19 protein-coding genes are annotated in these 23,684 nt (G+C 69.2%); 4 read left to right on the top strand and 15 right to left on the bottom strand.

Annotated features, from left to right (window positions below; genetic code table 11):
- Position 1 precedes the first annotated feature (1 nt).
- The 15 genes from GTY96_RS06385 to GTY96_RS06320 form a co-directional block, all read right to left on the bottom strand.
- A complete protein-coding gene (locus tag GTY96_RS06385) occupies positions 2–1,429 on the bottom strand; it encodes a type II secretion system minor pseudopilin (RefSeq protein WP_161664194.1) in 1,428 nt (475 codons plus the stop codon).
- Complete coding sequence (locus GTY96_RS06380) at positions 1,429–2,103, bottom strand: type II secretion system protein GspJ (protein WP_143899210.1); 675 nt, start codon at positions 2,101–2,103, stop codon at positions 1,429–1,431. Before GTY96_RS06380 ends, GTY96_RS06385 begins: the two co-directional genes overlap by 1 nt.
- A complete protein-coding gene (locus tag GTY96_RS06375; protein ID WP_143899209.1) occupies positions 2,100–3,026 on the bottom strand; it encodes a type IV pilus modification PilV family protein in 927 nt (308 codons plus the stop codon). Before GTY96_RS06375 ends, GTY96_RS06380 begins: the two co-directional genes overlap by 4 nt.
- Positions 3,023–3,757 (bottom strand): pilus assembly FimT family protein, encoded by a 735-nt coding sequence (locus GTY96_RS06370; protein WP_143899208.1) that lies wholly within the window; start codon positions 3,755–3,757, stop codon positions 3,023–3,025. The genes GTY96_RS06375 and GTY96_RS06370 overlap by 4 nt, the downstream gene beginning before the upstream one ends.
- Positions 3,754–4,221, bottom strand: coding sequence for a type II secretion system protein GspG (locus tag GTY96_RS06365; RefSeq protein WP_143899207.1), 468 nt, complete (start codon positions 4,219–4,221; stop codon positions 3,754–3,756). Before GTY96_RS06365 ends, GTY96_RS06370 begins: the two co-directional genes overlap by 4 nt.
- A gap of 62 nt (positions 4,222–4,283) precedes the next feature.
- On the bottom strand, positions 4,284–4,706 hold the full coding sequence (gene gspG / locus GTY96_RS06360) for a type II secretion system major pseudopilin GspG (protein ID WP_161664193.1): 423 nt from the start codon (positions 4,704–4,706) through the stop codon (positions 4,284–4,286).
- A 71-nt stretch (positions 4,707–4,777) separates the two neighbouring features.
- Complete coding sequence (locus tag GTY96_RS37140; protein ID WP_186001804.1) at positions 4,778–4,921, bottom strand: hypothetical protein; 144 nt, start codon at positions 4,919–4,921, stop codon at positions 4,778–4,780.
- Between the two features lie 17 nt (positions 4,922–4,938).
- Entirely contained in the window at positions 4,939–6,195 is a 1,257-nt protein-coding gene (gene gspF / locus GTY96_RS06355) for a type II secretion system inner membrane protein GspF (RefSeq protein ID WP_143899205.1), read from the bottom strand.
- 6 nt (positions 6,196–6,201) lie between these two features.
- A complete protein-coding gene (gene gspE / locus GTY96_RS06350; protein ID WP_143899204.1) occupies positions 6,202–8,028 on the bottom strand; it encodes a type II secretion system ATPase GspE in 1,827 nt (608 codons plus the stop codon).
- A 4-nt stretch (positions 8,029–8,032) separates the two neighbouring features.
- Complete coding sequence (gspD, locus tag GTY96_RS06345; protein WP_143899203.1) at positions 8,033–10,651, bottom strand: type II secretion system secretin GspD; 2,619 nt, start codon at positions 10,649–10,651, stop codon at positions 8,033–8,035.
- Between the two features lie 27 nt (positions 10,652–10,678).
- Positions 10,679–11,593: a type II secretion system protein GspC gene (gspC, locus tag GTY96_RS06340; protein WP_186001803.1), complete on the bottom strand. Its 915-nt coding sequence runs from the start codon at positions 11,591–11,593 to the stop codon at positions 10,679–10,681.
- A gap of 200 nt (positions 11,594–11,793) precedes the next feature.
- Positions 11,794–13,200, bottom strand: a complete 1,407-nt coding sequence (locus GTY96_RS06335; RefSeq protein ID WP_161664192.1) for a sigma-54-dependent transcriptional regulator — start codon at positions 13,198–13,200, stop codon at positions 11,794–11,796.
- A 46-nt stretch (positions 13,201–13,246) separates the two neighbouring features.
- On the bottom strand, positions 13,247–14,257 hold the full coding sequence (locus tag GTY96_RS06330; protein WP_143899200.1) for a ParB/RepB/Spo0J family partition protein: 1,011 nt from the start codon (positions 14,255–14,257) through the stop codon (positions 13,247–13,249).
- Positions 14,258–14,320: 63 nt separating this feature from the next.
- The gene (locus GTY96_RS06325) at positions 14,321–15,667 is read right to left on the bottom strand and encodes a TldD/PmbA family protein (protein ID WP_161664191.1); all 1,347 of its coding nucleotides are present in this window, start codon (positions 15,665–15,667) and stop codon (positions 14,321–14,323) included.
- A gap of 7 nt (positions 15,668–15,674) precedes the next feature.
- Positions 15,675–17,156 carry a TldD/PmbA family protein gene (locus tag GTY96_RS06320; protein WP_161664190.1) on the bottom strand — a complete coding sequence of 494 codons (1,482 nt, stop codon included), beginning with the start codon at positions 17,154–17,156 and terminating at the stop codon, positions 15,675–15,677.
- Between the two features lie 288 nt (positions 17,157–17,444).
- Here GTY96_RS06320 and GTY96_RS06315 point away from each other — a divergent pair, with 288 nt between their 5' ends.
- From GTY96_RS06315 to GTY96_RS06300, 4 genes are all read left to right on the top strand, one after another.
- Positions 17,445–19,394 (top strand): FHA domain-containing protein, encoded by a 1,950-nt coding sequence (locus GTY96_RS06315; RefSeq protein ID WP_255441951.1) that lies wholly within the window; start codon positions 17,445–17,447, stop codon positions 19,392–19,394.
- 88 nt (positions 19,395–19,482) lie between these two features.
- Positions 19,483–20,820 carry a cyclic nucleotide-binding domain-containing protein gene (locus GTY96_RS06310; RefSeq protein WP_143899196.1) on the top strand — a complete coding sequence of 446 codons (1,338 nt, stop codon included), beginning with the start codon at positions 19,483–19,485 and terminating at the stop codon, positions 20,818–20,820.
- A 1-nt stretch (position 20,821) separates the two neighbouring features.
- Positions 20,822–21,313, top strand: coding sequence for a hypothetical protein (locus GTY96_RS06305; RefSeq protein WP_143899195.1), 492 nt, complete (start codon positions 20,822–20,824; stop codon positions 21,311–21,313).
- Between the two features lie 141 nt (positions 21,314–21,454).
- Positions 21,455–23,674 carry a YfbK domain-containing protein gene (locus GTY96_RS06300; protein WP_161664188.1) on the top strand — a complete coding sequence of 740 codons (2,220 nt, stop codon included), beginning with the start codon at positions 21,455–21,457 and terminating at the stop codon, positions 23,672–23,674.
- The last annotated feature ends 10 nt before the right edge of the window (positions 23,675–23,684 follow it).

Raw genomic sequence — 23,684 nt, 5'->3', positions numbered from 1 at the left:
GCTATTCCTCTCTGTAATACACGAGCTTGCCCAGCCCGTCGTCCAGGCGGATGACGGCGGTGAGCGTCTTCTGGACGCTGCCCGCTTCTCCCACGGACTTGATGGTGAATGTCTTGCTCTTGTCGCCCAGGTAGCGGTTCTGCTGGACGTTGCCCTTGATGAGCGGATTGACCGCGATGCCGGCCTGCTCCACCACGCCCACGAAGTCCGACACCGACATGCCGAAGAAGTTGAACATGCGCGCGGCGCGGATGCGGCTGATGAGCTCGTTGAGGAACACCGGATCCGTCAGCCGGGGATCCGGCCGGTTGGGGTCCGCGGCGGACATGATGGCCAGCCCCAGCATGATGGGGTCGTCCGTGTTGATGTTCGGCTTGGAGTTGATGTCCGGGTACACCGTGAGCCGGTCGCGGAAGGCCGCCATGAAGCGGTCGTTGACGCCGTGCACCCGGTACAGCTCGTCCAGGCTGTCGAAGCGGGCGTTCTTCACTTCATAGCGCGGCTGGTAGCGGCTGTACGGGGAACCCTCGTCCGCGAAGCCGGAGACGAACGGGTTCGTCGGGTCCTTGGGGTTGAAGCTGGACTGGGTGGTGTCCTCGTCCGCCCAGTCCTTCAGCGCGATGACGGTGTCCTGCGGCGTGGAGCGAACGTGATTCGCGTCGTCCTGCTGCCAGAGGAACTCGAAGCGCTTGTCGGCGAACATGTCCAGCATGCGCGCCGCGGTGGCCTGCGCCTCCGCGCCGCCCGTGTTCAGGCGCATGACGTTGAGCTTCTCCTCCTCGTCGCTGATGGTGGCGAGGAAGCACCCGTCGAAGCCGCCGAAGGAGCGGCGCTGCATCTGCGCCGCCACCTGGGTGGCCGCGCCCGGGCTCTCGTCCCCGTCGTCCATCTTGAACTTCGGGTCCACCTGCACCGGGTCCGTCTCCACGGGGCGGCCGTCCACGCCCTGGGCGCCGTCGCTCTTCACCAGCCCCTTGAGCATGTGGCAGTCCACCCGCGCCAGCTTCCAGAGCTGGATGTTGAGCGACTGCGGCTGGAAGTTCTGCGCCCCCGCCTGTCCCTTGGCCCCGCCGCCCATGGCCCCCAGCGCGGAGAGGATGCTCGCGGGGTTGGGGATGGGCGTCTGGTCCACCTGCTTCTGGAAGCGCAAGAGCAGCCGCCCCAGCGCGATGCCGGAGCGGGCCATGTAGTAGGCGCGCACTTCGTCGCGCTGGTTGGAGGCGAGCTGCAGGTCCACCCGGCTGTTGTACGCGAACTCGGTGGCCACCACCGTGAGCAGCGCGATGGAGACGAGCGCGATGATGAGCGCCACGCCGCGCGAGCGCTTGTCCCGGCGACGGCCGGGGCTGGCCGCGCCCGGCGCCTGGGGAAGGGAGGTCCGCGCCCCGCCACGCCGGCGGGACGCCTGCTGGAAGTAGGGGAGGGGCATCAGTTGAACCTCGGCAGTTCCGTGTTGAGCAGGATGCGCGTCTGCGTGGTGTAGCGCGCCTCCTTGCCCGACTCATCCAGGGCGATGACGGTGATGCGCACGCGCGTGGGGAGGATGGACTTCTTCTCCGTGCGCCGCGTGTCCCATTCGTCGTCCCACTCCTTCTTCTCCGAATCCCAGTAGGCGAACTCCACGCCCTTGACGCCTTCGAAGAGCACGTCCGTGGTGCCGCCCCGGTCCATCCGGTCGCCCACGTTGGGGTCCTCCCGGCGCTTCAAATCCAAGCGCTGCCGGGCGCCCCGCTCGGTGGAGTTCTCCACGAAGTACTCCACCACCGCCTGGTCGGACTCCTTCACGTCCGTGTACAGGCGCTGGTGCGAGAACGTGGTGAAGGTCAGCTTGTCGCGCTCACCGATGAAGTTGGTGGGCCGGTCATTCTGGTCGCGGAAGCGGCGCAGGTCATACCGGTCGCTCACGAAGGCGGAGCCCACCTCGCGCGCCATGCGGTTGAGCGACACGCGCACCATGCGGTAGCGCTCCGCTTCGCCCTCCACCACTTCCTTGGCGTTGATGCCCGTCTGGAACGCCAGGGCGACGACGGTGCCCATCAGCGCGGTGATGGAGACCGCCACCATCACCTCCATCAGCGTGAAGCCACGGACGCGTCGCTTCATTGGATGCCTCCACGTCCCGGCAGGCCCGGGAAGGTGCCCCGGCCCCCGCCGCCAAAGATGCCGCCCGGCGGGCGCGGGTTGAAGCCGCCGTTGCCTGGCTGCTGCTGGCCGGCCGCGCCGTTGAGCTCGTTGAGCACCTGCGCGCGGTTGCGCAGCGGCCGGCGCGTGTTCGGGTCCAGCATCTGCCCGTTGGGGCCGGGGATGGGGTTGTCCACCACGCGGCCGTTCTCATCCACCCACTGGTTCTCCGCGCCCGCCGTGGAGCCCGCGTTGGGCGTGAAGCCGCCGTTGCGGTCGCCGCCGGGCCCCAGGGAGACCACGTGCGTCACCACGTCCAGGCTCTCCACCTGGGTGCCTTCCTTCCAGTACACGGTGAGGTGCACCTCGCGGACGGACTTGGTGAGCTGGTCCACCATCTGCGTGAACATGGGCTGCGCCATGCTCATGGCGGAGGCGCCCATGGGGCTGGAGGTGGTGGTGCCGCCGGGGGGCGTGCTGCCCTTGCCGGAGCTGCCGCCGCCGCCGAAGAGGCCCGCCAGGCCCCCCATGGGGTCGCTGGAGTCGCCGCCGCCCATGGGCAGGTTGAAGATGGCGCCGATGAGCTGATCCGGCGTCACGCCGTCCGTCTTGGGCGCGATGATGCGCGCGCGCCACTTGAACTGGGGCCAGCCGTCGTCGGAGAAGTCCCCGGACTGTTCGTCGTCGTCGGCGTCGAAGCCGTCGTCGTAGAGCTTCTGCTCCAGGTCCGTCATCTTCGAGCGGGCCAGGAGCGACGCCACGGTGAGCCGCTTGGTGTAGACGTGGTTGGCCACCGCGCCGGAGTTGAGGTCGAAGATGGCCATCAGCGCGACGCTGAGGATGGCCAGGGCCACCATCGTCTCCAGCAGGGTGAAGCCCAGGGGCCGCTGCTTGGGATGTCTCATGAGCGGGGCACCTCCAGGGCCTCGGATGCGATGTTCACCTTGCCTGTCAGGGGTGACACGTCCAGGGTCCACGCGTTGTCGCCCTGGCGCAGGAACACCATGGCCTTCTCCGTGTACCCCTGCGGGAAGAAGTAGAGATAGGCCACGCCGCTCTCCACGGGCTCCCGCTGTTGCCGCGTCCACACCGACACCGCCACACCCGCCGGCAGCTCGCGCGGGGTGATCTCCTCCGCGGTGTAGGTGGAGAAGGTGGACAGGGACTCGATGCGGGCCTTCTCCTCGTCCATCAGCTCCTGCGCGGACGGCTGGGAGTTGTCGGAGCGCGTGTAGTTCTTGCGCGTGTCGCCGCCGTTGTTGCCGGCGCGCGCGGCCTTCTCGCGGTTGCGCTTGTCGTCGCGGAGCACCGCGTCCCGGTCGCGCGAGGTGGTGATGCCGCCCGCGGCGCATTCCGCGTGGTAGCGCGTGGCCTCCTCGCGCTTCGGGTCGGGGATTTCAAACACCAGCCTGCACGTCTTGCCGCTGAGCGCCGCCGAGTCGTACAGCGACCGGATGACGCCCGCGAGCTCTGTGGCGGAGCCCTTCGCCTTGGCGCCGGTGAGCGCGCCGATGCCCACCGTCACCGCGGCGAACATCACCGCCGCGATGGCCAGCGCGATGGAGATCTCAATCAGCGTGAGGCCGCGGGGGGCGCGGCGGCGGCGGGCGGGCAGGGGGCGCATGGCGGACGTCATGGCTGCACCTCCTGTGCCACGATGCCGCCGCTGAAGATGTCCGCGGCGTCACCGGTGCCGCCGGGCTTGCCGTCGGAGCCGAGGGACAGCACGGCCCCCGTCTTGCCCTCCATCCGGTAGACATACGGATGGCCCCACGGGTCGATGGGCGGCGCGTCCAGCACCTTGGAAGCGATGAGCGGGGTGAAGCCCTGCGCCTGGCTGGGGAAGAAGCCCATCAGCCGGTGGTAGGCCTTGAAGTAGCCCTCCAGGCGGCGGATCTGCTCGCGCGCCTGGCGCTGGGTCGGGGTGAGGGTGTTGTCCTCGGTGGCCCACACCAGCGCGAAGGCGAGCACGCTGGCGCCGCCGAACACGCCCAGGAGCAGCAGCCGGCCCAGGCGCGTGGAGCGGGCGCGAGGAGGCCCACCGGAGACGGAGCGCGCCTCGCGCGCGGACGTCGGAGAGGAAGTGTGCTCGGGAGTCATCTCGGGCATTCCTACGACAACACGCGGGAGGCGCGGCCTTGCTCCAGGAAACGGGACGCGACCTACTTCTTCGCGTTCTGGTCCTTGGAGGAGATGTCGGCGTCGGAGCCCTCGCCGCCCGGGTTGCCGTCGGCGCCGTAGCTGGTGATGACCGGCTTGCCGCCCTCGTTCATGTACACGTACTCGCGGCCCCAGGGGTCCATGGGCATGCGCTCCAGGTTCTGGGTGTCCACCAGCGCCTTGAGGCCCGTGGCGGTGTCCGGGTAGGAGCCCTTCTTCGTGTAGTAGAGCTTCATCGCGCTCTGGATGTTGCGGATGTCCAGGCGCGCGGTGTCCTGCTTGGCCTCTTCCAGCTTCGGGATGACGGCCACGCCCACCGCGGCGGCGATGAGCCCGAGGATGGTGATGACCACCATGATCTCGATCAGGGTCATGCCGCGGTTGCGGCGGCGCTGCTGCTTCTTCGTGTTCGTGTTCGTCGTCATGTCTTCACTCACTTTCGGGTGACTTTCTGGCAGGCCACCGCGTCATGGGTGTGTCGGGATGTCAGAAGGTTTCAGGGAGGAGCGCCACGCCCGGAGGCGGGAGGCGGCTCCCGGTGGGTGTAGAGGGTGGCCCCCACCGTCGCCAGCGTGGCGGCCAGGGCCAGGAGCCCCATCAGCGTGACGCGCTGGATCCACCGGTCGAGCGTGTCGTTCATCGTCGGACTCCCTCCACCTAATGGATGGCCGTGTTCACCTGGAGAATCGGCATCAGGATGGAGAGCGCGACGAATGCAATCATCACGCCCATCACCACGATGAGCATGGGCTCCAGGAGGCTGGTGAGCGCGCCGATGCGCACGTTCACCTGCGTTTCATAGGAGTCCGCCACCGACAGGAGCATGTCCTCCAGCTGGCCGGATTTCTCACCGATGGCGACCATGTGGTACACGAGCGGCGGGAACTGGCCGGACCGCTTGAGGGGGGTGGCGATGCTCTCGCCCTCGCGGATGGACTCGCGGGCGTTCTCCACCGCGTCCGCCAGCACCGAGTTCGTCATCACCGCCTTGACGATGTCCAGCGCGGCCAGCATGGGCACGCCGCTCTTGAGCAGCGTGGACAGCGTGCGCGCGAAGCGGGAGATGGCCAACAGGCGCACGAGGCTGCCGAAGATGGGCGCCTTGAGGGTGAAGCGGTCCCACTTCGGCTTGCCCTTGGGGCTCTTCGTCCAGCGCATGAAGAAGACGAAGCCCGCCACGATGGACGGAATCACCAGGAACCACCAGGCCTGCATGAAGTTGGACGCGCCAATGAGGATGCGCGTGTTCAACGGCAGGGTGGCCTTCATCGTTTCGAAGATCTTCGTGACCTTCGGGACGACAAACACCATCAGCAGCACCAGGATTCCGCCGCCGACCAGCAGCATGATGGCGGGGTAGAGCATGGTGCCGATGATCTTCTGCTGCAGCTTGGCCTGGTTCTCCGTGAAGTCCGCCAGGCGCAGCAGCACGGTGTCCAGCGCGCCGGAGGCCTCACCCGCGCGCACCATGTTGATGTAGATGCTGGGGAAGATCTTCGGGTGCTGGCTGAACGCGTCCGCCAGGGACGAGCCTTCGTTCACGCGCTGCTTGATGTCGGAGAGGGCGCGCTTGAGCCGCTCCTTCTCCGCCTGGTCCACCAGCGCGTTGAGCGAGTCCACGATGGTGACGCCCGCGCCCAGCAGGGTCGCGAGCTGGCGGGTGAGGATGGCGACGTCCTCGGTGCTCACCCGGCCGCCCGCCAGCTTGCGCAGGTCCACGTCGCGCGCCACGAGCGCCGCGTTGGCGCCCTTGGACACGCCCGCGCGGCTGCCCTCCGCCTGCCCGAGCACGTCGGTCAGGAAGATGCCGTCCGCGCGCAGCTTGGAGCGCAGCGTCTTGGGTGAGTCCGCCTCCAGCAAGCCCTTCTTCTGCTTGCCGTGGGAATCAAGGCCTCTGTATTCGAAGACGGGCATGGCGGACTAGATGTCCTCCTGCGTGATGCTCAGGACCTCGGCGATGGTCGTCTCGCCCAGGGCGATCTTCCGCACGCCGTCGTCCAGGAGCGTGATCATGCCCTTGGCGAGCGCGGACTTCTTGATGGTGGATGCGTCCACGTTCTTCAACACCAGCTGGCGCACGTCGTCGTCCACGAAGAGGAACTCGTAGATGCCGGAGCGGCCTCGGTAGCCGTTGCGGTTGCAAGACGGGCAGCCCACCGCCTTGTAGATGCGGTCGGTGTTGAAGCGCTCCTTGAAGCTCTTGACCGTGAAGCCGAGCTCCTTCAGGTCCGCGTCCGTGGGCGTGTAGGCCTGCCGGCAGTCCGGGCACACCCGGCGCACGAGGCGCTGGGCGAGGATGCCAGTGAGTGACGACGCCACCAGGAAGGGCTGCACGCCCATGTCCACCAGACGGGTGACGGCGCCGGCCGCGTCGTTGGTGTGCACCGTGGAGAGCACCAGGTGGCCCGTGAGGGACGCCTGGATGGCGATCTCCGCCGTCTCCTTGTCGCGGATCTCACCGACCATGATGACGTCCGGATCCTGGCGCAGGAAGGAGCGCAGGCCTTGCGCGAACGTCAGGCCGATCTTCGGGGCGATGGCCATCTGGCCAATGCCCTTGAGCTGGTATTCGACCGGGTCCTCGACGGTGAGGATGTTGAGGTCGGGCGTGTTGATCTTGGAGAGCGCGCCGTAGAGCGTGGTCGTCTTGCCGGAGCCCGTGGGGCCCGTCACCAGGACGATGCCGTGCGAGCGCTTGATGACGGACTCCATGTTGCCCAGCACCTGCTGGCTCATGCCGATCTCCGCCAGGTCCAGCAGCGTCGCCGTCTTGTCGAGCAGACGCATGACGATGCGCTCGCCGAACGACGTGGGCGTGGTGGACAGACGGATGTCGATGTCGCGGCCCGCGAGCTTGATGCGGATGCGACCGTCCTGCGGCAGGCGCTTCTCCGCGATGTTGAGCTGCCCCATCACCTTGACGCGCGCGATGATGGAGTTCTGGTAGCGCTTGGGCGGCTTGATGACCTCCTGGAGCACGCCGTCGATGCGGAAGCGCACCAGGAGCTCGCGCTCCATGGGTTCGATGTGGATGTCGCTCGCCCGCTCCTTGGCCGCGCGGAAGAGCACGGAGTTGACCAGCCGGATGACCGGGGCTTCGTCATCCGCGTCGAGCAGGTCCTTGGGCTCCTCCAGCTCGTGCGCCAGCGAGTCCAGGTCCTCCGTGGTCTCCATCTCGTCCACGAGCGCTTCGGCCTCGTTGACGGAGCGGTCGTACACGCTGTTGATGGCGTCCACGATCGTGGACGCCATCGCGATGCGGGGCTGGATGCCCTGGCCCAGCAGCAGCCGCGCGTGGTCCAGGGAGGTGGTGTCCAGCGGATCCGCCACCGCGAGGACGACCTCGTCGCCCTCCACGGACAGCGGCAGCAGCTGCGTCTGGCGCGCGAAGTTGATGGGGATGCGCTTGACCAGCTCCGCGTCCACTTCCTCCGTGAAGATGCGCTGGAGGTAGGGCAGGTCCAGCTGGTGGCCCAGGGCGCGCGCCACGTCCTCGTCGCTGACCGCCTTCATGCCCACCAGGATCTCACCCAGCCGGCCGCCCTTCTCCTGCTGCGCGGCGAGCGCCTCCTGGATCTTCTCCGGCGTGAGGGCCGGCACGAGCGCGCGGAGGATCTCCCCGAGCGGCCGGCCACACAGGTACGCCTGCCCGTGGGCGACGACCTGGGTGGCGTCGTTGCGGCCGCCGGCCACGTCGGGTGTCGCGGCGGAGGCTTGGAGGGTCGTGGGGTCGGCGGTCAGGTCCATGGGTTTACTCCCCGTTTCCCGGCTGGATTCGCAGCCTCTCCGGGTTGGCGTCCGGAGTGGGCGCCGTCACCTCGGGTTGCGTCGCGGGCGTCGCGGGCACTGATCTGTCTGAACCCCCCGCTGGCGCCTCGGTATTTCGCGGAGCCTGCCCGCCCTCGGGGGAGTGGGCGGCCCCGTTCGGCGTGGCGGGCGCCTGCCCGCCAGGCTGGGCATGGGACGAGGAGGCGGGCGGACCACCGGCCGGCGACGGGCTGCCCACCGGACGGATGACGCGGTCGTTGGACGTGCCGCTGCCGCCGTTCTCCACGCGCTGCTCTTCCTTGAGGACGGCCTGGTTCATGCGCGACAGCGGGCCGGGCTTGCGGCTGAAGTCCACCGCCACGTCGTAGCCGGGCACCTGGCCGTAGAACTGCTCCACGAACTGCTGACGCTCCTTCATCTTGCGCTCGAAGATGCGCCGGAAGTCGTCCTGGCTCCGGATGATGTAGGGCGTCAGGAACAGCAGCAGGTTCGTCTTGGTCTTGCGGCGCGTGGTGTCGCGGAACAGGTGGCCCAGGAGCGGGATGTCACCCAGCACCGGCACCTTGGAGACGGACTCCAGGGTGCGGTCCTGCATGATGCCGCCGATGACGACCGTCTCCATGTCCTTGGCGATGACGGTCGTCTTCGCGCTGCGCTTCGACGTGGTGGGGCCCAGCACGGGGTCCGTCGAGGCGATCTCCTCCGTCTGCTCCGTGATGACCAGGCGGATGAAGTCGCTCTCGTTGATCTGCGGCTTGACGGTGAGCTTCAGCTCCACGTTCTGGCGGGTGATGGGCGCGTACAGCGACCCCAGGCCTCCCAGCGAGCCCAGCAGCGACGGGGTGAGGCCGCCGGCGGCGGTGCCGGTGCCGCCCAGCGAACTGCCCAGGCTGGACGGGGAGAAGCCGGACTGGAAGGGCACGTTCTGGCCCACCGTGATCTCCGCCTCCTCGTTGTCGCTGGTGAGCAAATGCGGCGTGGAGAGCACGTTCACGTCCGACGACGCCTGCATCGCGTTGAGCACCACGCCGAAGGCCGGGATGTCGATGCCCAGGCTCTTGAGCCCCGGGAGGACGGGGCCCTGGATTCCGGCGAGGAAGCCGCCCATGCCGGCCAGGCCCGCCAGCGAGAAGGACGGGGGCGCGCCGCTGCCGGAGTAGTTGGTGCCGAAGATGCCGGGGATGGGGCCGTTGTCCGTCTTGAGGCTGAAGCCCTGGTGGAAGTTGACGCCGAACTCGCTGTTGCGGTCCAGGTTCACTTCCATGATGACCGCCTCCACGAACACCTGGCGGCGCGGCTGATCCAGCTGCTGGATGATCTGGACGATGTTCTTGTAGTCCGCCTGGCTGGCGACGATGACCAGCGAGTTGGTGCCCTTGTCCGCGGAGATCTTCACCTCGCCGCTGAACAGCTCCGCGGCCTGGGTGGGCCCGCGCGGCACGCCCTGCGGCTGGTTCGGGATGGGGACGCGCTGGGGGCGGTTGGCGGTGCCCTGCGCGAGCGACTGGAGCGTGCTGGCCAGCTCCTCCGAGTTGGCGTTCTCCAGCGGGTAGACGTTGATCTTGTTGCCGCTGCCGGACGGGATGTCGATTTCACGCACCAGGTCCTGGATGCGGCCGAAGGCGGCGGGGCTGGCCACGACGATGAGCTTGTTGGTGCGCTCGTCCGGGATGATCTGCGACAGCGTCGCGGCGCCGCCGGTGTCCGTGCCGCCGGAGGCCACGCCCTCGCCAGGGGGCTGTCCGGGGATGCCCTGGGTGAAGTTGCCGGGGCGCTGGCCCGCGCGGCCGCCCGCGCCGGACTTGGCCTCGAAGAGCTTCTGGATGGTGTTGGCCACGTCCTGGGCGGTGGCGTACTGCACCTGGATGATGCGCATCTCGTCGCTGGAGGAGCGGCTGTCCAGCTGGTTGATGAGGCGCTCCAGGCGGTGGATGTTGGAGCCCACGTCGTTGACGATGATGGTGTCCGGCGGGTACGGGATGGTGTCGCCGTCCTTGGACACGAGCTGCTGGAGGACGCCGCGCAGCGGCTCCACCTCCACGTACTTGATCTTGAACAGCTTGGTGACCATCTGCTCGTTCGTCGTGTACGGCGTCTCGTCGTCCACGATGGTCGGGATGGGGTTCTGCTTCGCCGAGCGCTTGTCGACGATCTTCAGGAAGCGGCCGTACGGGTAGACGGCGAGGCCGTTGGCGTCGAGCGCGGCGAGGAACGCGGAGTAGAACGAGTCCGCGTCCACCTCCACGCGGCCGTTCTCCGGGCCGATGATGGAGATCTTCCCGCGCACGTTCTCCGGGAGGATGAACGTGCGGCAGGTGGCGTCCGACACGGTCTGGACGAGCTTCTCGATGTCCACCTTGTCGAAGTAGATGCCGTAGCGCGCGTGGCGCCGGGCCTCCTCGCAGGAAGGCACCTGGCGCGGGCCCTGGTTCTCAGGCGCGCTGGTGCTGGGGGGCGGGGCGGCGGCGGTGCCCTGCGGGGTGATGGTCCGGTCGCCCTGGGCGGCCGGAGCACTGGGCAGGGCGGGACGGCGCTGGGCCCACGCGGGGACCGAGAGCGCGAGGCACAGACAGAGCATCCAGGACGGGAGCGTCGTCTTCATGGAGGAGCGGGCGCGGAGCGGGGGTGTTTAACGGACGTTGTAGGATTTGCGGATCGGCGCGCCGTTGCGCTCGATCTCGATCTCGATGCGGGAGGAGTCCTTCAGCTTCGAGTACACCTCCAACGCCTTCTCGGGGCTGTTCAGGTCGAAGCCGTTGATGCGGCGGATCACGTCACCGTTCTGGACGCCAATCTTCGAATAGATGGAGTCCGGGCGGATGGAGAACAGCTTGAAGCCCACGGCCTGGCCGTCCTTGAAGGCGGGCACGATGCGCGCCTGCATGGCCACGTCGTTGAGGTTGCTCAACGTCTTGTCGATTTCGGCCTTGGGGACTTCGTACTCGTTCTCCCCGGTGGACTTGATGCCGTTGCCCAGGCCGTTGGGCGCGGTGTTGGTGGGCGCGGTGACGGGCGGAGGGGTGTAGGCGGCGACGGCGCCGTCGCCGGGCTGCCCGTCGATGAACTCGCGCCGGCCGTTGTTGTTGATGATCACGCGCTCGCGTTCAATCTCCATGATGGTGGCGCCCATCAGGTTGTTGCCGACCATGTACGTCTGCGAGCGCTGCGTGGTCATGTCCTGGATGGACGCGAACGACCAGTCCGGGTTGGCGGCGACGAGCGTTCCCAGCAGCTTCACCCGCAGGCCACTCTTGGCCGGCGGGGCGTTGGCGTCGAACTCCGGCGGCGTCGGCTCCTTCACCGCGACCTCCGGCTCCGGCAGCTTCACGCCCGTGAGGCGCGACAGCCGCTCCACGTCGAGGGAGGCCAGGCCGCTGTCCGCGGCGTGGGTGCGCTGCGCGACGCGCGCCGGGGCCTCCGACGCGGGGGCAGGGGAGATGGAGGATTCGACGAACAGGTTCACCGTGCGCGCCGCCAGCAAGGCGACGAGCAGGATGAACAACAGGTTCACGCTCCAGAAGTACTTGCGAAAGAAGAGTTCCATCACGCTTCCGGGAGAAAGCCAGCCCCACATCGGACCTTGAGCAAGGCAGGTGCCATCGCTGGGCGGGCGGGAAACCCAGGACTTACGGCCAAGTCCGCGGAATTATTTCGGAATAGGACGCGGGTCTGGCCCGGGGCGCGGCCGGGACAACGCGTCCGGACAATTTGTCAAAAGCGGGCGGGGGCCGGTGTGACGGCCTGTCAGTCCGCGCTGGTGGGGGGGGAGGGGGGCACCGGGGGGGCGTCCGGGCCCAGCTGCTCGCGCTCCAGCTTGCGGTAGATGGTGCGCGCGGCGATGCCCAGCAGGCGGGCGGCGAGCGTCTTGTCGCCCTTGGTGTGGCGCAGGGTCTCGTGGATGACCCGCCGCTCGATCTCCTCCATGGGCGTCCCGATGGGGATGACGAGCTGGCCGGCCGAGCCCAGGGGCCCCTTGCGCACGGACTCCGGCAGGTCGCTGGCCTCCAGCACGTCCGTCTTGGCCAGCACCACCGCGCGCTCCACGGCGTGCTCCAGCTCGCGCACGTTGCCAGGCCACGCGTAGTTCTCCAGGACGCCCAAGGCGTCCGGAGAGAAGCCGCGCAGCACCTTGCCGTTCTTCGCGGCGAAGCGGCGCAGGAACGCGTCCGCCAGCAGCGGGATGTCCTCGCGGCGCGAGGCGAGCGCGGGCACGCGGATCTCCACCACGTGGAGGCGGTAGTAGAGGTCCTCGCGGAAGCGCCCTTCGGCCACCTCCTTCTGGAGGTCCTTGTTGGTGGCGGCGACGAGCCGCACGTCCACCTTCACCGTCTGCGTGCCGCCCAGCCGCTCCAGCTCGCCCTCCTGGAGCACGCGCAGCAGCTTCACCTGGGCGGAGAGGGGCATCTCGCCCACCTCGTCGAGGAAGAGGGTGCCGCCGTGGGCGCGCTCGAAGCGGCCCTCGCGCCGGCTGACGGCGCCCGTGTACGCGCCCCGCTCCACGCCGAAGAGCTCCGCCTCCAGGATGCTCTCCGGGATGGCGCCACAGTTGACGGCGACGAAGGACTGCTTCGCCCGGGCGGAGTGCTCATGCAGCGCGCGGGCGGCCAGCTCCTTGCCGGTGCCGGACTCCCCCAGCAAGAGCACGGTGGCGGTGGAGGGCGCCGCCTGGCGGATGGTGTCCAGCATGGCGCGGAACGCGGGGGACTGCCCCACCATGGCGCGCCCGCCCGCGGGGTTGATCTCCGCGAGCTTCGCCTTGAGGGAGGTGTTCTCCTGGACGAGCGCCTGCTTCTCCAGCGCCTTCTGCACGGCCTTCACCAGCGCGTGGCGCTTGAGGGGCTTGGTGATGAAGTCGTAGGCGCCATCCTTCATGGCGGCCACGGCCGTCTCCACCGTACCGTAGGCGGTCATCAGGACCACCTCCACGTCCGGGCGGATGGCGCGGCTGGCCTTGAGCAGCTCCTGGCCGTCCATGCCGGGCATCATCAGGTCGGTGACCATGACGCTGACCTCGGGGCGCCGGAGCAGCTCCAGCGCCTCCGTGCCCTGCGCGGCGGACAGCGTGGAGAAGCCTTCCCGCTGGAAGATGCGGGCGACCGAATCGAGGTTGGCGCGGTCGTCGTCGACGACCAGGACCGTGGGAGAAGTCATGGGTGTGCAGGGCCTCTGTTACCCTTGCCCTGCAATCCGCATTCCCTCAAGCCTGCTCTTCATCCGGCTCCAGCGGCCCCCCGCCCATGCGGCCGATGTCCTCGCGGCGCACCTTGTCCACGTTGAAGCGGCGCGCGCCGGCCAGCATGCGGTCCACCGTGGCGTCGAAGGTGGGAGGCGCGCCGTCCTTGCGGAAGCGCAGGAAGTTGACGCGGGCGACGACGAAGTTCTTGAGGTAGGGGCTCTGGAGGCCGCGCTCCTTGAGGGCGGAGACGACGGCCACCACCGCGTCGTCCAGCTCCAGGAGCCGCTCCGCGCGGGCGTCGCGCACGGCCAGGGCCTCTGGCAGCGGCACGTCCTGGAAGGCGTCCACGACCTTGACGAAGGGGTGGTAGGCGCCCGCGGAGAAGCGGGGGCGCTTCTCGTAGGCGGCGCCGAGGGTGAGGAAGGACGGCTCCTCGAAGAGGTGGGCGAAGGCGGACTCCTTCCCCGGCCGGCCCGCGCCCACCAGGCCCCGGGCCATGCGGATGACCTCCAGCGAGCGCTCCTTCAGGTTGTGGGCCTTCTCCGTGTTGAGGGCCAGGATTTGATAGGCCACGTCCTCTTCGGGCAGGAGCAGCGCGACGATGGACTTCGCGCCCAGCATGCGGCTGGCGTTGAGGCGGTGGTTTCCGTTAGGTGTCCAGTAGCGGCCCTGCACTCGCACGGCGATGACAGGGTCGAGGAAGCGGTCCAGGCGCTCCATCGCGGTGGCGAGCCGCTTGACGTGGGGCTCGGACAGGTCGCGCTGGTAGGGTGTGGGCTCCACCCGGTCGATGGGGAGCACGGCGAAGACGACGGGGTGGCCGCCCAGCGGGTCGCGGTAGACGGCCAGCACCTCGCCGCCGTCCTGGCGCACCGCCTGGAGGAGCGCGTCCGGGAAGGCCACCGCCTCGCTCGCCACCTCTCCGGCGGTGAGGCCCCGCGACTTCGGTTCGGCCTTCTTGCGGCGCGGCTTGCGCGGCGTGGCCGGCTTCGACTTCGCGGGGGCGGACTTGCGGGCGGACTTCGCGGCCATGCGGAGCGGACCTCGTGCCAAGGAGGAGAGGTCCGCGAGCGTAGGCGACCGGCGAGGGCGGGCTTAAGCGCCGGACACGGTGAGCTGTCGGAAGCGGACAGTGGGCGCGCCCACGCTGCCGCCGCGGAACTGGAGGTCGCTGCCCACCGCGTCCACGTCCTTCAACATCTGGAGGAGGTGGCCCGCGACGGTGACTTCCTGCACCGGGTGCGTCAGCTCGCCGTTCTCAATCCAGAGGCCGTTGGCCCCACAGGACATGTCGCCGGACACCGGATCCGCGCCGTGGCCCAGGAGGGCGGTGACGTAGAGGCCGCGGGGGACCTCGCGGATCAGCTCCTCCGGTGGCTTGGTCCCTGGCTCCAGGTAGAGGTTGGTGTTGCCGATCCCGGGCAGCGCGCTGTAGCTCCGGGCCGCGTTGCCGGTGGTGCGCGCCTTTGCCTTGCGCGCGGTGAAGGCGTCATAGAGGAAGCCGGACAGCACGCCCTGTTCCAGGATGGGCGTCCTGCGGGTGGGGACGCCTTCGCCGTCGAAGGGCGCGGTGGCGAGCCCCCGGCGGAGCAGGCCGTCATCCACCAGCGTGACATGCGGGCCCGCGAGCTTCCGGCCCACGTGGGGCGCGAGCACGCTGGACTGCTGGTACACGGCGTTGCCGTCCGCGGCCTGGGCCAGGTTCTGCACGAAGGACGCGGCCACCAGCGGATCGAACACCACCGGCACCTGCTGCGTCTTCACGGGCTTCGCGCCCAGCATGCGCGCGGCGCGCTTCGCCGCCTCCCGGCCAATGGACTCGGGCGACTCCAGGTCGTCGAAGAAGCGCTTGTAGTCCAGCCAGTAGCCCGTCTGGAGCTGCCCCTCCTGGGACGCCACCGGCACGGCGACCAGGTACACGTAGGTGCCGGAGTAGCCGCCCGAGGCCCCTTCGCTGGAGGCCAGGTACACCTCCGACACGAAGTCGCCCGCGGCCACGGAGTCGAAGGTGACGATGCGCGCGTCCTGTGCGCGGCCCGCGCGCTCCGCCTCCAGCGCGGCGTGGATCTTCCAGTCGCCGGGCAGCTGGGCCACCTTCGGGTCGAAGAGGGCGCCGGGGTCGCCCCGCTTGCCCAGGTCCTTCGCGGAGGGCAGGCCGTTGAGCTTGCTGGGCGCGGCGGCCTCCGCCAGTTGCACGGCCAGGTCCACCACGCGCTCCAGCCCCGCGGGCGTGAAGTCGGAGGTGTACGCGAAGCCCAGCCGGTCCTTCACGATGACCCGCACGCCCACGCCCTTGCTGGTGGCCTCCGTGAGGTCTTCAATCTGGCCCTCGCGGACGCGCACGCTGCTCTGGCGGCCCACCTCCAGGTACGCCTCCGCCTGCTTCGCGCCCCGCTTCACGGCGCGCTGGACGATCTTCTTCGCGAGCTGTTCGTAGTTCACGGTGTCCTCAGCCGACCTGGGTTCCGCCCACGGTGACGTTGTCGATGCGCACGGTGGGCAGGCCCACCCCCACGGGCAGCATCTGCCCGTCCTTCACGCAGATGCCCATGCCGGGGTCCGGCAGCGGGTCGCAGCCCACGCGGCTGATGTTCTTCAGCGCCTCCGGCCCCACGCCGATGAGGATGGCGTTCTTCACCGGGCGGCCCAGCTTCCCGTCTTCAATCTGGTAGGCCTCGCTGACCTCGAAGACGAAGTTGCCGTTGCTGATGTCCACCTGACCCCCGCCGAAGGTGGCGCAGTACAGCCCGCGCTTCACCTCCCTGAGGATGTCCTCCGGCGCGTGGTCCCCGGGCGCCAGGAAGGTGTTCGTCATGCGCGGCAGGGGCAGGCTCTTGAACGACTCGCGCCTCCCGCTGCCCGTGGAGCGCTGGTTCATCAGCTTCGCGTTGAGCTGATCATAAAGGTAGCCCTTGAGGACGCCGTTCTCGATGAGGACCTTGCGCTCGCCCGGCACGCCCTCGTCGTCGATGTTGATGGAGCCTCGGGCGCTGGACACCGTGCCGTCGTCGATGACCGTCACCAGGTCGGAGGCCACCTTCTCCCCCAGCTTTCCCGCGAAGAGCGACGTGCCCTTGCGGATGAAGTCCGCCTCCAGGCCGTGGCCCACCGCCTCGTGCAGGAGGATCCCGCTCCAGCCCGGCGCCAGCACCACCGTCTGCGGCCCCGCCACGCAGTCCACCGCGCCCAGCGTGGCGATGGCCTGTCGCGCGGCCTCCTCCGCCACGGACTCCGGCGTCACGCCGTCCCAGTAGCTGAAGGACACCCGGCCACCGCTGCCGTACATGCCCGTCCGCCGCTCGCCCTTGCGGCCCAGCGCCACCACCTGCACGCTCAGGCGGGACTGGTCCTGGGTGTCCTCGCTGAAGCGGCCGGTGGTGTTGGCCACCGCGATGCGCCGGGTCTGATCCACGTAGGAGGCGTTCACCTGCTGGATGCGCGCGTCGAAGGCTCGGGCGGCGGCGTCCGCGCGGGTGAGCAGCGCCGTCTTGCGCGCCACGGCCACGTCCTCCAGCGGCTGGGCCACCCGGTAGTGGCTGGGCACTGGCACGCGCTTGACGGGGAAGGCGCGCTCGGAGCCGCCCCCCTGGGCGATCATCGCCGCGGTGCGCGCGGCCCGGACGAGCGCCGCCTCGTCCCAGTCGTCGGAGTAGGCGTAGCCCACCTTGGCCCCGGCGATGACCCGCACGCCCACGCCCTGCACCAGCCCCACCTGGGCGCTCTTGATGCGCGACTCCTCCAGGACCACGGCCGTGGTGGACGTGCGCTCCACGTAGATTTCCGCGAAGTCCGCGCCTCGGCCCATGGCTTCCGCCAGCAGACGTTCGAGCAGACCGGGGGGCAGGAGCGGGGCGGGGAGGGCCTGCCGTGCGGCCAGGGGGGCGAGCTGGGCGGGGCGGGCGCGCCGGGGGGCGGCGGGGGCTCGGGGCATGGGGTGGCTCGTGGCGCTTGAGGAAATGGGAATGGAGGAAACCTACATCGGAGACGGGATGGTGTGCGGGGCAACGGTCCAGGGAGGGCCGGTCTTCCCTGAAAGGAACGGTCGGAGCGCATTCCCACCGTGAGGTGGGCGCTCTAAGATGTGGGCCGCTTCAACCTGGACCCACCCATGCCTCCTCGCCGTCAATCACCGTCATCGCGTTCGGGCACCGGCCGTTCGGCCGGGGGCGCGACGGCGGACCGCCGACCCAAACCCGCCGCCGGGGGAAACTCCCGCCGTGTGTCCGCCGTCCCGGACGAAGACTGGTCCGCGCCGTTGTCCGGCGAGGACGAGGGACAGGACGGGGGCGATCCGGAGCTGTACGGCGAGGCGGAGCCGGTGCGCTCGCGCACGGGCGAGACGCGGGTGGCCTCTGTCGGGGACATCCGCCCGGAGGTGGAGGAGCCGGCGGAGGAGGAGGACAACTCCGAGACGACGCGCGCCGGTCCCCCGGTGCTGGTGCTGGTGCTGGACGGGCCCGACAAGGGGCGCAAGAAGCGCTTCAAGGGCGTGCGCATGGTGCTGGGGCGCAGCAAGGACTGCGACTTCGCGCTGGGCGACCAGACGGTGTCCCGGCGGCACCTGGAGCTCGTGTACGGCGCGCAGGGCGTGGTGATGCGCGACCTGGGCGGCATCTCCGGCACCCAGGTGAACGACCAGAAGGTCGACGAGTGCATCCTGAAGCACGGGGATGAGATCTCCGTGGGCAAGACGCGTCTGCGCTTCGTGGACGAGGGCGAGCTCATCAAGGAGATGCGCGCCAAGGCGGAGTCCGGCGAGTCGGAGGAGAAGAAGGAAGAAAAGAAGGAGGAGAAGAAGGACCCGCGCCTGGATGAAAAGACCAACGCGAACTACAAGATCGCGGACCTGATGCGCGACGAGAAGGCGCGCAAGGCGGGCGTGCCCCGTCCGCGCCCGGTGCGCTCGTCGGCGCGCGAGGGCTTCCGGCTCGACTTCAAGGCGAAGGTGGGCCTGGCCGCGGGCGGCCTGGTGCTGGTGCTGATCCTCGCGGGCATGGCCATGTCGCGCGGAGGCGGGCCGCCGCCCAAGCCGCCGGTGGATCCGAACCTGCAGCGGGCCCAGGAGCTGATGCAGCGCGCGCGCGACAAGGTGCGCGATGGTGACTACCCGGACGCGGTGCGCTTCGCCCAGGAGGCGGAGAAGCTGCGCGTGGGCATCGACGTGGACGGCGTGGCCAAGGCCGCGCAGCAGCTTCAGGACATCCTGGACTCCTTCCAGGCGGTCCGTGGACTGATGGCGGAGAACCGCTTCCCGGACGCGCGCGCGAAGCTGACCGCCACGCCGCAGGGCACCGCGCGCACGGATGATGCGCGCAAGAAGCTCGAGGAGGATCTGGACACCCAGGAGCAGGCGTACTCGCTGAAGCTCGTGGAGACGGCGCTGGCGGAGCGCCGTCCGGACGACGCCCGGACGCTCATCGCGGAGCTGCCCCCGGGCACCCGGCCCATCTACGAGCAGAAGCTGACGGACCTGGAGAACCTGCTCATGAAGGAGGCGCAGCAGGCGCAGCGGCAGGCGGGCATCCGGCAGGCGGCGGCGGCGGAGAACGCCAAGCAGCGCCGCGCGGAGTTCGTGGCCGAGGCCTTCCAGGACGTGGAGCGGCGCTTCAACGGCGGGGACTTCCAGCGCGCGACGCTGGAGGTGGACCGGGTGATGGACAAGTTCCGCTCGGAGGCGGACATCCAGGCCCGGGCGCGCAACCTCAAGAAGCTCATCCCGCAGTTCCGCTCCGCCTTCGAGGAAGGCCAGAAGAAGTACGAGAGCAACTCGCTGGAGGCGTCCGTGAAGCCGCTGCGCCGCGCGGCGGACGTGTACCGGCAGATCGGCTTCGCGGGCTCGCTGGGGGACACGCTCGACAACGAGCTGGCGTCCGCGTCGGTGGCGGCGGGGCAGGCGGCCTTCAAGCGCAAGGAGTTCCCGTTGGCGGGCCGCAGCTTCCGCGAGGCCCTGCGCCTCAACCCCGGCGACTCGCGCGCCCGGGACGGCCTGGACGACCTCCAGAAGAAGGTGGAGGAGCTGTACCTGTCGGCCTACATCGCGCGTGACCGTGACCCCGCCATGGCGACGGAGACGTTCAAGATCGTCATCGAGGCGTCGGCGGAGGGCTCGGACGTGAAGCGCAAGGCGGAGATGGCGCTGAGCGATCTGCAGAAGGCCGGGGGTTCGTAGCGCGTGCCGGAGGCCGCCGCCGCGGGCGGGGCAGGGGGGCCTCCATTGCTGGATACACCTGTCGTCGTGCGCGGTCTGGAGACACCGGATGAACGAGTCGTCGTTGCGGGAGCTGGGCATGGACCTGTTCGAGGAGCGCCAGTTCGAGCGCGCCCTCGCCGTCTTCGCGGAGGCCGTCCGCCGCGTGCCCGCGGATCACCGCTCGCGCATGCTGGCGTCCCGGTGTCTGGCGGAGCTGGGGGAGCGCGAGCGCGCCGTCACCGCGTACCACGCGTGCGCGGAGGGGCTGCTGCGCCGCGACTACCTCCTGAGCGCCATGGCCGCGTGCAAGCTGGCCCTGGAGCTGTCGCCGAACGAGCGGCGCTTGAAGGAGACGCTCTTCCGCGTGCACTCTCGCGCGGCCCGCAGCGCGCCGGGCCGTGCCGCGGTGCCGCCGCCGCTGCCGCCGGAGCACCTCTATGACGGCAAGGTGGACACGGACCTGATGGGCCTGGTCGGCGAGGAGCTGTCCAACCGCGCCATCGAAGTGCTGGCCGCGCCGGACACCGGCGGCACCGCGGATCCGCAGAGCCGTCCGCCGCTGCCGCTGTTCGCGGACCTGGACCGGGACGCCTTCCTGGACCTGGTGGGGCGCATGGTGTGGCGCACCATCAAGCCGGAGCAGATCATCAGCCGCGAGGGCGAGCCGGACGACCACCTGCACGTGCTCGTCGCCGGCAAGGCGGAGGTGACGCGCAGGACGGACGGCGAGGACCGCACCCTGGGCTTCCTGGGCGGCGGCTCCATCTTCGGGGAGCTGGCGCTGCTGACCGGCGCGCCGCCCACCGCGACGGTGACGGCGGTGTCGGACTCCGAGGTCTTCGAGATCCGCCGCGAGCACCTCAACGCGGTGGCGAAGAGCCACCCGGCGGTGCCGCAGCTGCTGGCGGACTTCGCGCAGCAGCGCATGATGCGCAACCTGATGGCGAACTCCCCCCTGTTCCAGCAGCTGCCGGAGTCGGAGCGGGGCGCGTTCTTCCAGCGCTTCACCTTCCGCGCGCTCCAGGCGGGGGAGAAGGTGCTGGTGGAGGGCGAGCACTCGCAGGGCCTCTTCCTCGTGCTGGCGGGCGAGCTGGTGGTTCAGAAGGAGGACCCGGCGGGCGGCGTGGTGACGCTGGGCGTGCTGCGCGAGGGCGACGTGGCCGGGGAGATTTCGCTCCTCACCGGCCTGCGGGCCACGGCCACGGTGTCGGTGCCGCGCAAGACGGCGGCGGCGTGGCTGGAGCGAGGCGCCTTCCAGGAGCTGGTGCGGGCCTTCCCCAACATCCGGACGTACCTGGAGCAGCTGTCCGACCGGCGGCTGAAGCAGATTGGCGAGGCGCTGCGTCCGCTGGAGATCATCGACGCGGACGACATGATGCTGGAGCCGGAGACCGGGGCCGCCTGAGATGGTGCTGACACGCGCGCGGGTGGTGAGTGGCATGGCGGCGGTGGTCGCCGCGGCGCTGGTGCTCTACTTCTGGCCGCGGGAGGAGCCCGGCGTGAAGGAGGCCGTCACCCGGCGCATCATCGCGATGACGCGCGCGGCGGAGGAGAAGGACGTCGGCGAGGTGATGGAGGGCGTGTCCGACCGCTTCAAGAGCCCTGAGGGCTGGAGCAAGCAGGACGTGCACCGCATCATGGCCGCGCAGGTGCTGCGCGGTCAGTGGGTCCGCATCTTCACCACCGACATCGACGTGCAGGAGCTGTCGCCCACGCAGGGCGAGTTCCAGGCGCGCTTCATCTTCGGCCGCTCGCAGGCCGACAAGCTGGAGGACCTGGCGCGCGACAGCGTCCTCAACGCCTATTCCATCGAGGGCCTCTTCGAGAAGGAGTCCGACGGGGAGTGGCGCGTGGTGAAGGCGAAGCAGCGCCAGCTGGACCCTTCCGACCTGCTCTAGCAGGAGGGCGGCGCCTCTCCTGGGGCGCCCCCGTCCCCATCATGATGAAACCATGATGGATGGGACGCTGGGCGTTCCATGCGGCTGGATGGAGGGCACGTGGGGATCATGGCGCTCCCTGCTGCTTGGAGGCAGCCCACGATGAAGGTCCACCTTCCAGGTCTCCTGGTCGCGCTCCTGGTGGTGTTCACCTCGCCCGTGCTGGCGCAGTCCGGCGCGGAGGCCGGGGGCTCGAGCGTCATCCTCGGCACCGTCATCGACGCGGTGACGAAGGAGCCCTTGCCCGACGTGGTCGTCACCGTGACCTCACGCGCGAGGCCGGACCTCCGCCTGACCTCCGTCACGGGCACGATGGGCCGCTACCGCATCCCCTTGCTTCCCGCGGGCGTCTACACCCTGACCTTCAAGAGGCAGGCGTATGAGACGGCTGCGCGGGAGGGAGTCCAACTCAACGTCCGACGCATCCTTCGGGTGAATACGCAGCTCATCGCGACCCCCCTCCTCCTCGCTGAGACAGTCGAGGTCACCGGTTCACGGCCGAGCATCGACATAGGGTCCACGTCCCAGGGTGTGAACATCGACCTCTGGGCGCTCGGTGACCACGAAGACCCCTGCTACACAGCCCCCGAGAGTACGAAGTCCGACTTCGACCTGCTGGCGGGTCGCTCCATCAAGGGCGAGGTCGACACGTACGACGTGCTCATCAAAGGTGGCAAGTCCATCAAGCACCCGTTGCCGGACACCCGCGGCTACAGGGTCGCCTTTCCGATTTGCAGGCGTCCGTGGGACATGGATATCGCCATCCCCGACGGCAGACCCCACTCGCTTTTCTACGCCAATTTCTACACCACGCCGATCTTTCGGAAGCCGCACCCCAGGGACGTGGCGCGCGAGTCCATCATCGGCGGGTACTTCAAGGGCTACGGGGTGAACCCCACGGTGGACACGAAGGAAGAGCGTTTCTCCACCTTCTCCGTGGACGTGGACACCGCCTCGTACGTGCTGACGCGACATGCCCTGGGGAATGGTGGAGCGCCACCGAGTGAGCAGGCGGTACGGGTGGAGGAGTTCGTCAACGCTTTTGACTACGACTCCGAGACCTCTCCAGACACGCCCTTCCACGTGACGGTGGAGGGCTTTCCGTCGCCTGCCCGCAAGGGCTACCAGGTGGTGCATGTCGGCGTGAAGGCGCGAAAGGTGAACCGGGCCCCGCGCAAGCCCAGTCACCTGGTGTTCGTCGTCGACGTGGACAGCTCCAGCGCGAGGAATGAGCGCGGGCTGGAACTGGTGAAGCAAGCACTCCGGCTGCTCGTGGACGAGCTGGATGAGAGAGACCGCGTTTCCATTGTGTCCTACACGCACGACGAGCCGCATGTGCTCGGCACCAGCAACATTCGCCAGAAGCAGGACCTGCTGAGCGCCATCGACAGCCTTGGCGCGCGCTACCACTCCGACACCTTCGCAGGCATCGACCTGGGCTACGAGGTCGCGGCGAACCACCTGGTGGAGGACGGCAACAACCGCGTCATCCTCTGTGCGGGCAGAGGGGCTCTGTCCTCCCACGACAGCTCCCAGGATGCTGCATTCTGGGCGCGGGTGAAGCAGCGCGCGGCGGCGGGAATCACCCTGTCCACCGTGAGCATCGGCGGCATGGGCGCCGACTCCGACGACGAATCGATGAAGCGGCTGGCCCGGGAGGGCGGAGGCAACTCCTTCTCCGTGGACAGGCTGGATGAGGCCCTCCGCGGCTTCGTGCTGAACCTCCGTGGCCCGCCACAGGAGGTGGCCCACGACGTGAAACTCCAGGTGGAGTTCGACCGCGAGACGGTGTCCCGCTACCGCTTGATGGGCTACGAGCGCCGGCTGCTCAACGAGCCACGGGAGCCGGATGACAGCGTGCGTCCGGACGCAGTGGTTGATGGCCACTCCGTCACCGCGCTCTACGAGGTGAAGCTGCGCGACCCGTCCCGTCCCATCCTCGGAACACTGCGCATCCGCTACCAGCCACCCGAGGGCGGCCCGTCACAGCTCATCGAGAAGGCCTTGCCCTCCTCGCAGCTGCGCCCGGACTACGGCCAGGCCACCTCGCCCACGCGCCTGTCCTATGTCGCGGCGGCCTTCGCGGAGAAGCTGCGCGGCTCGTACTGGGTGCGTCCACTGAGCTACGAGGCGCTCGTGTCGCTGTGGGAGGCCATTGGCGCCCCGCTGAAGGACCGCCCGGACGTGGTGGAGCTGGGCGACCTCATCCGAACTGTCCAGAAGCAGGATGGGGCCCGGAATCCGGGTGGGCGGAAGGACCGCTTCGAAGCCTTCGCGCCGCTGCACACCATGGACCCCGACCGCGAACCCTCGCTTCAGTAACCTTTTCCCG

The organism is Corallococcus silvisoli, from assembly GCF_009909145.1.
Taxonomy (GTDB): domain Bacteria; phylum Myxococcota; class Myxococcia; order Myxococcales; family Myxococcaceae; genus Corallococcus; species Corallococcus silvisoli.
Note: the sequence above shows the minus strand (reverse complement) of the source record. Positions and strands in the feature narration are given on the sequence as shown.